The organism is Sunxiuqinia rutila (genome assembly GCF_050589705.1).
GTDB classification, from domain to species: domain Bacteria; phylum Bacteroidota; class Bacteroidia; order Bacteroidales; family Prolixibacteraceae; genus Sunxiuqinia; species Sunxiuqinia rutila.
Map to the genome: position 1 here is coordinate 526,618 of NZ_JBNGOT010000001.1, position 8,105 is coordinate 534,722.

The following is an 8,105-nucleotide window of genomic DNA, read 5'->3' on the forward strand; positions in this document are numbered from 1 at the left end:
TATGAAAACAACATATAAATTAATATTTGCTCTGATCTTTATTTTAGCGATTGGGTGCGATAAGGAAGAGTTTGCTAAACTTAACACCGACCCTTCAACATTATCAGAGCCTGATTTGAGATACTCCATGACGAAAGCCATTGAGCAAATGTATGGTAACGACTATACCAATTGGTTTTACAGCAACTTTCAATATATTCATCCCTGGACGCAGGTTGGAAGTGCGCAGGGGGGCAATGGTGTAACTTATAATGAGATGGGACCGGCTGGAGGTCAGAATCTTTACGGAAGTCTGATGCCGCAAACCATGGACATCAGAGCGCGTATAGATGCATTGCCTGAAGAAGAGCAAGGAGCTTACCAAGCCCTACGTGCTTTGACTTATCCGGTTCAGATTGCAACGGCTCTAACCATTACTGATCAAACAGGATCGTTGGTTTACACTGAGGCTGGTTTGGCGCCATACACCAATCCTCCGTTATTAACACCTAAGGTAGATAGCCAACAGGAGTTGTTTAATATCTGGCTGACCGAACTGGATGAGGCCATAGCCGGCTTAACTGCAACTGACCAGTTTGCCATGGGAAACCAGGATCGGATTTATGGTGGTGACTATGGGCAGTGGGCGAAATACTGCAATCTCCTAAAACTTCGTATTGCAGCTCGCTTAGTGAATAAAGACCGGGCCCGGGCTATCCAGATTGTAGAGCAGGTGGCCAACTCTTCTGTGGGCTACATGGATGAAATGAATGACGACTTTATCTACAAAAGGGATATTAAATACTACGGAACTGGTAATGGCATGTGGATTGGTTATGCCAGTAAAAATCTGGTTGATTTCTTGTTAGCCAACAAAGATCCTCGTCTGCGTTTTTCCTTTGAGAAAAACCATTTTAACGGAGAAGTCGTGCAGGCATTTATCGATGCTGGGAAAGCTCTTCCTCCTTACATCGCTCCATTAGTTGATTTGGATGCTGATGGCAATTTTGCAGGTTGGTTAGGTGATGGTGAACCTTGGGTTCGTTATCATGGGGCTCCATTGTCACCTGATGCTGTTTTGGATCCGGCCAATGAAAAGTACTTCAACCAAGGTGCCACGAACAAGATTGAAACCAAAACCTATATTGCCACTTCTCTGTATTCTGAAAAGCTGACACGCACAACTTATAACTACACCTACCCAACCAAACCAGGTGGACGTATTATTGAACTGAAAGACAATGATCCACCGCTGTATGTTATTTTGGGTACGGCAGCCGAAACGAATCTGTATCTGGCTGAATTCAAGTTGTTGGGAGCTAATCTTCCCAAAAGCGCACAGGAGTATTTCGACTGGGGAGTTGAGTTGTCTGTGATGCGTGCTGATCGATTTGCAGAGCATCAGCAAATGCCGTATTACAATGGCGATCCGGTTTATGTTGATGCTGATGAAGCTGCAGAGGCAGCTACCATGCTTCGGGATGGCGAAATTACGGATCTGCTGGCTCTGAATGCTTATGATTTAACAACCGATGGTTTGGAAAAAGTCTATATTCAGCAATTTATCAACTTTTTGAATACACCCAATGATATCTGGACAACTGTTCGTCGTTCCGGAATTCCGAAAAAGGGCAGTGCCTACTTGGCTTGGGAGGATGTGACAGCCTCTGGGGCTGCAGTGGTTCTTCCTCGTCGCTTTGTGGTGGATACGCCAACAGAGGATGACATCAATTATGCCAACAAAATGGCGGCTATTCAGGAGCAAGGTTTCACAACCGGTACTCCGGAGGCTACAATTCTGAATGCGGAAAGGTTGTGGTTCGATCAAGAAAACCCCAATTACGGAGCAGGTCCCAAGAATTAATGACTAATTGGATATCCTTCGTTTGGATATTGGGCTAGTTTAGGTGCGATAAAACCGCTGTTCTTTACGTTCAGCGGTTTTTCATTCTGTATTCATTTTCAAAAAATCAAAAAATAATAGGCATGGTGAAATCTAAGTCCAACTTGTTGTATTTTATCGTTTGCTTTTGGGGGAGTTTCTCGCTGTCGGCGATAGCTCAGGAGCATGCGATAAAAGGAAGAGTAACAGCTTTTAGGTCGATTCCTTTAAGTAAGGTTTCGGTTGTTTGCAAGGGGTCAGATACGGAAGTGCTTACCGATGAAAAGGGAGTGTTTTCTCTGGTTTGCGATGAAAAGGGAAAATTGAAAATAAGCGCCAATGGCTTCTATTCTGAAAATATTAAATTGAGGAACTTTGCTGATTCCGATTCAGTAATTGTAAATTTGCGCTACAGGAATGGCGAAAAAAATTTCGAAATAGCTACAGGTTACGGACATATTAGTGAAGAGCAGCTGACATATGCCATTCAGCATTTGGAAGCGGACTCGGATTACAGTAATTATCGAACTATTTTGGAGGCAATTGAAGGGCGTATTTCCGGAGTCAGCATTAGAAATAATGCCATTAATATTCGTGGAGCAACAACGATCAACAGTGGCGATGTTCCTGCTTTGCTGGTGGTTGACGGAACCATTGTGGAGTTCCCGGTTTTTGTGAATATTCCGCCAACTCAGGTAAAGTCAATTTCGGTGCTTAAAGGAGCTGCGGCTTCTGCACGTTATGGTTCTCGGGGTATGGGAGGAGTCATTGTTGTAAAAACAAAATCAACGGATTGATCAATTATATGACTAGCTAAATTTTTGTTGCAATGAAAAAACTACTAACGAATCTGTGTTTTATTTTTTTGGTTCTGAGTACCTCTGCTCAGATGGTTCACGAATTTGAAGGGCAAAAGTATTACCCGGAGGATGATCCTTTGGTGAATGAAAAATTGGATCAATGGCAGGATTTAAAATTTGGTCTCTTGATGCACTGGGGAGCATACAGCCAGTGGGGGATTGTGGAGTCCTGGTCAATTTGTCCGGAAGACTATGGCTGGTGCCAACGCAAAAAAGGGAATAATCCGGAGAATTACTATGAGTATGTAAAGGAATATGAAGGACTGAAGAATTCCTTCAATCCCGTAGATTTCAATCCGGAGAAGTGGGCCAAGGCAGCAAGTGATGCCGGAATGAAGTACTTGGTTTTTACGACCAAGCACCATGATGGCTTTTGCATGTTTGATTCGAAATACACTGATTATAAGGTGACCGATGAGGCATGTGCATTTCATTCCAATCCAAAAGCCAACATTACGAAAGAAATTTTTGATGCCTTCAGGAATGAAGGGCTATGGGCAGGAGCCTATTTCTCAAAACCTGACTGGCATTCTGATTACTATTGGGATCCGTACTTTCCTCCGTTCAACCGGAATGTGAACTACGATCCGGAAGCCTATCCTGAAAAGTGGCAGAAGTTTGTTGATTTCACGCACAATCAAATTCTGGAGCTGATGACCGATTATGGCAAGATCGATATTTTATGGCTCGATGGCGGTTGGGTGGCAAAGTCTTCAAAAGAAGAAATGCAGCATTCGTTGATTCGAAAAGGCATGGGAGCTTCCTCTGGTTTTTTGAAGTCGTTTGCAGTGAATCAAGACATCAAAATGGATGAGCTTGTTGAAAAGGCGCGTAAAAAACAACCCGGGCTAATTGTGGTGGACCGTGCAGTAGAAGGGAAAAACCAAAACTACCTGACGCCTGAAAATAAAGTACCGGAAGAAGCGTTGCCATTTCCATGGGAGTCGTGCATTATTGCCGGTGGTGGTTGGTCTTATGTGCCCGATGCACAATACATGAGTCCAAGAAAAGCCATTCATATGTTGGTTGATATTGTGGCTAAAGGTGGAAACTTACTATATAATATAGCTCCGGGGCCTGACGGAACGTGGCACGATGAAGCTTATCAGTTGTTGGAAGCCATGGGCGAATGGATTCAGGTGAATGGTGAAGCCATTTACAGTACACGGGCGATTGCTCCGTATAAAGAAGCCAATATTTGCTTCACCCGTAAAAAAGACTCCAATACCATTAATGCAATCTACCTGGCTGATGAAGGCCAAAAACAATTACCTGCAGAGATCTATGTGAACTCTTTCCAGCCAAAGAGAGGCGCAAAAGTAAGTCTGCTTGGAGATGGAAAATCATTGAGTTGGAAGAAATCTGGAAATGGCATGTTGGTGCAAATTCCTGCACAGTTGCGGAAGAATCCACCGGCTGGTTATGCTTGGGTACTTCAGTTCGAAATAGCTGAAGATTGATGATAATTAAAAACGGTTAGCTGGAAAGCAGGGTGCTGAGATCAGCTAACCTTTAAATCACCTATAAAAACAGAAGAATATGTTCTATCGCTTTTTGCTTTATGTGGGATTAATCGCTTTGGTGAGTTGTACTCCGAAAATTGAACCCAAAACGGTTATTGTAACCTCTCACAACCACGAAACAATTACTTGTAGTCCAAGTGGGAGCAATTATTTTAAAAATTGGGCTGTCTTTCCGGGGAAAGATGAACCTGTTAGACGTGTGTTTATGGATGTGACTTTGGGACATCCTGATTCCATTAACATTGCGCACTGGGATTACCTGGATCACATTACCATTCGTCGGGTCGGCGGAGTGCATGGCGATTCGCTTAACCTGGAAATTGGGCGGATGCTAACGCCTTACGGAAGTAACTTTAAGAAAGACTGGGAATGGAAATGGCGGGTTGATGTGACTGACTTTGCCAGTTTGCTGCGTGACAGCGTGGAAGTTGAATACATGCATTCGGGCTATGAGAGCAAGGATGTTGGTTGGGATTTGACGATTGATTTTGAAGTGAATGTTGGTAAACCTGTCGCCGAAATGGTTAAGTACGATAAGGTATTTGCCGGAAACTATGCGTATGGAGACAGTACTAAGCCAATTACAGCATCCTTGGCGCCGGTGGAAATGAAAATGGCTCCGGAAGCTAAGTTGGGACGTTTGCGCATTCAGCATACCGGGCATGGGATGGATCGCCCTAGAGGTTGCAGCGAGTTTTGTAGCCGTTGGCGTGAAGTGGTTGTAGATGGAGTGGTGATTGATCGTCGTGATATGTGGAAAGAGTGTGCCGACAATGCCCTTTATCCTCAGGGCGGTACCTGGATCTTTGACCGGGCTTATTGGTGTCCGGGCGATTTGCAGAAAGCTGACTTGATTGATTTCCCAATTACCCAGCCAACACACACCATTGATTTGGAGCTGGAGCCTTACACCGCTCAAAAAAATGTACAGGCCAACGAATCGATTCAGGCCATGTTGTTTCAATACAACCAGCCAAACAGTAAAAACGATGTGGCCATTGAAGAAATTCTGGTGCCGAACAAATCGGTTGAGCTCAATCGTTTGAATCCTTCTTGCTTTGAGCCACGCATTGTGGTGCGTAATTTGGGGAGTGAGCCTATTCAGGCCTTGGATATTGTTTACGGTACCGAAGGGTTCGATTTTAAAACTTTTACCTGGACCGGAGAACTTGGTTTTTATGAGGAGCAAGTGATTGTATTGCCTGGAGTGATTGATTTTAACTTTGGTGAAAATGTTTTTTCAGTGGAAGTTAGTTTGGCGAATGGTGAAATGGATGAATGGGACGCAGACAACAGCCGGCAGGCAGCGTTTGTCTCTCCAAAAGAAATGCCGGAGACAATGGTGCTAACGTATAAATCGAACAATGCGCCTGGCGACAATACCATTCGGGTAATTAATGAACAACAGGAAGTTGTTTTTGAGCGTACTCCGGAACAGTCGGAAGCAAATACCTTATATCGGGACACTTTGGTTTTGGCTGAGGGTAAATATCGCTTGGCTTTGCAGGACACCGCTCATAACGGATTGGAATTTTGGTTTATGCCTAAGCAAGGTTATGGCTACATGTATCTGTCGGATTTGGATGGTCAGGTGTTGCATCGTTTTGAAAGCGATTGTGGCGTTGGCGAGAAACTGGATTTTAAAGCTTCGAAAGCACCTCGCATTGACGAAAACGTTGAGCAGGAACTGTATATCCTTCACCCACGTATGTTTAAGTCGAAAACAGAATTGATGGTGGATACCGAAAAGCCTTCAGATGGTGAGATTCATATTTTGGCAGATGGCGATCTGGTGAAGACGATCCCTTTCAAGCAAGTGGAGCATAAGACATTTGATATTGATTTCTCTGAATTTAAAGACGGACGCTATGTTGTAGAGTTGTTTGTTGAAGGAGAAAGCAAACTCAAACTTCGGGTGAATAAAACATCCAGAAGTTTTGACTAAGCATAGTTCCCGGTAAAATTGGGAAACTATAATACACGAAAGCCAGCTATCGAAAGAAAATCGATGGCTGGCTTTTTTATTTTAGAATGCAGATCGCTTCGTATTTTCTTGGCACCTGCGTTAGCTTAACTGTCTTATTTGATGTCCATGTCTTTGGTGCGCTTCGCCCAACGTTCGCGGGCTAGTTGCTGCATGTCTGTCTGGATGTCTTTTTCATCGGTAATTTCCAGTCCAAGAATGGTTTCAATAATGTCTTCCATGGTCACCAGGCCTTCGGTGCCTCCATATTCATTAATAACAAGAGCTACGTGTTCTTTTTTGAAGAGCAGTTTCTCAAAAAGTACCGGTACCGTAATGTTTTCGTAGCACACCACCAGTTCACGTTTGTGGTTAAGCAGCGGTTCGTCACTGGCCCCGGCAGCCAGCTTTTCCATAACATCCTGTTTCAGAACGTAACCGGTTATTTTGTCGATACTTTCTTGAAAAATTGGAATCCGCGAGAATTGAAAGAAGGTCTCTTGCCCAAAAAACTCAGCCAAGGTCATGGTTTCCGGAGCTGCCAGCATAACTGTCCGTGGTGTCATGATGTCTTTGACCTTAATATCGCGAAGTCGGATGAGGTTGATGATGATTTTACTTTCCGTTTCCTTGAAAATTCCTTCGTCAAGACCCAATGATGCCAGCATGGCAACTTCTTCCCGGCTAATTGATTGTTTGCTTTTTCCTTTGGAAAAGGCGCGGGTAATAAATTCGCTGAGAAGCACCAGTGGGTAAGTAATCAGGATCAACCCTTGAATAATTCGAGCTGTTGGCAGAGCAAGTTCTCTCCAATATTGAGCACCAATTGTTTTGGGAATAATCTCAGACAACACTAAAATCAAAATAGTGAGCACAGCCGAGATGATACCAAAATAGGCTTCTCCAAATAATTTGGTTGCTTCGGAGCCTACGCCTGCAGCCCCGATGGTGTGCGCAATGGTATTTAGCGTAAGGATAGCGGCCAGGGGACGATCGATTTGATTTTTGATGTTTTTCAGAATTTTAGCCGAATGGCTGCCTTCCTCTTCTTTTAAATAGATAAATGAAAAACTTACGGATAACAAAACAGATTCCAGCACAGAACATAGGAATGATATTCCTAAGGCTAAAATCAGATAAAAGAGTAACATGCCCATAGTTTGCGATTTGTGTTCCGAAAAATAAGAATTGTGCCGGAGAAATGGAGAGAATCAGCTTAAAACTTAAGGTAAATATGTGTTTGCCCCTTGAGTGTTTGCGTATGAATGCTATTTGGTGGTGTGACTTTCGTGGAAGAAAGGGGGCAGATGGGTGATTATGGTTGCCCCATTGGCTTCTTTGTAGGTGTGCGCCGTTTGCATGACCCCAGTCGGCTCCAGTTTTTGAGCAGTTGCATGTTAATGACACGGATTCCAATACAACTGGGGGGCTGGTATTAAATGAATTTGTTTTTAGGGGGCCTTCTGACCATTGCAAATTGGCGTTCCTATGTATTATATAAGGGTGGGGAAATGATTTGTTCTGTTGGAAGGCCTTTCCATAGCCCCATCCAGAGCAGGCTTCATGAGGCTTCCAGGCTTTTTTAGCGCGGGTCGGAGCGTTTGTTGCTGGAGTAGCTCAACAGGCGGTGAAAAAAAATGTTTTGCTAAATGATTGCTAATAAGGCGTTCGGATTGTCGGGCTTCAGAAAGTTTAAAAATAAAATCCAAAAGCGCTTGCGGGATTAAAAAAGCTCCCTATATTTGCACCCGCTTTGAGAGACATACGAGTTACATCGGAAGCTCTGAAAGCAGCGTTCTTACTGGGATTGCGGGCGTCGGCCTCTGAAAAATAAAAGTTTTAAAACGCTTGGAAGATTCAGAAAAAAGCCTTTGTTTTGCAGCCGCTTTAAGAGCGAA

Annotated in this window: 5 protein-coding genes; 4 read left to right on the forward strand and 1 reads right to left on the reverse strand. The window is 43.8% G+C overall.

Annotated features, from left to right (window positions below):
- The first annotated feature begins 1 nt into the window (after position 1).
- The 4 genes from ACRD6K_RS01915 to ACRD6K_RS01930 all read left to right on the forward strand — a co-directional run bounded on the left by ACRD6K_RS01915 (position 2) and on the right by ACRD6K_RS01930 (position 6,189).
- The gene (locus tag ACRD6K_RS01915) at positions 2 to 1,843 is read left to right on the forward strand and encodes a SusD/RagB family nutrient-binding outer membrane lipoprotein (protein WP_299578145.1); all 1,842 of its coding nucleotides are present in this window, start codon (positions 2 to 4) and stop codon (positions 1,841 to 1,843) included.
- 122 nt (positions 1,844 to 1,965) lie between these two features.
- Positions 1,966 to 2,658, forward strand: a complete 693-nt coding sequence (locus ACRD6K_RS01920) for a TonB-dependent receptor plug domain-containing protein (RefSeq protein WP_430971848.1) — start codon at positions 1,966 to 1,968, stop codon at positions 2,656 to 2,658.
- A gap of 32 nt (positions 2,659 to 2,690) precedes the next feature.
- Positions 2,691 to 4,181: an alpha-L-fucosidase gene (locus ACRD6K_RS01925; protein WP_430971849.1), complete on the forward strand. Its 1,491-nt coding sequence runs from the start codon at positions 2,691 to 2,693 to the stop codon at positions 4,179 to 4,181.
- A gap of 79 nt (positions 4,182 to 4,260) precedes the next feature.
- A complete protein-coding gene (locus ACRD6K_RS01930) occupies positions 4,261 to 6,189 on the forward strand; it encodes a peptide-N-glycosidase F-related protein (RefSeq protein ID WP_430971850.1) in 1,929 nt (642 codons plus the stop codon).
- Between the two features lie 134 nt (positions 6,190 to 6,323).
- On the opposite strand, the gene ACRD6K_RS01935 is transcribed toward ACRD6K_RS01930, so the two are convergent.
- Positions 6,324 to 7,364: a CNNM domain-containing protein gene (locus ACRD6K_RS01935; protein WP_299578141.1), complete on the reverse strand. Its 1,041-nt coding sequence runs from the start codon at positions 7,362 to 7,364 to the stop codon at positions 6,324 to 6,326.
- Positions 7,365 to 8,105 lie beyond the last annotated feature (741 nt).

Bases quoted from the DNA above. Each gene is read 5' to 3' on its own strand.
- ACRD6K_RS01915 (WP_299578145.1), top strand. From the start codon at position 2: ATGAAAACAACATATAAATTAATATTTGCTCTGATCTTTATTTTAGCG.
- ACRD6K_RS01920 (WP_430971848.1), top strand. From the start codon at position 1,966: ATGGTGAAATCTAAGTCCAACTTGTTGTATTTTATCGTTTGCTTTTGG.
- ACRD6K_RS01925 (WP_430971849.1), top strand. From the start codon at position 2,691: ATGAAAAAACTACTAACGAATCTGTGTTTTATTTTTTTGGTTCTGAGT.
- ACRD6K_RS01930 (WP_430971850.1), top strand. From the start codon at position 4,261: ATGTTCTATCGCTTTTTGCTTTATGTGGGATTAATCGCTTTGGTGAGT.
- ACRD6K_RS01935 (WP_299578141.1), bottom strand. From the start codon at position 7,364: ATGGGCATGTTACTCTTTTATCTGATTTTAGCCTTAGGAATATCATTC.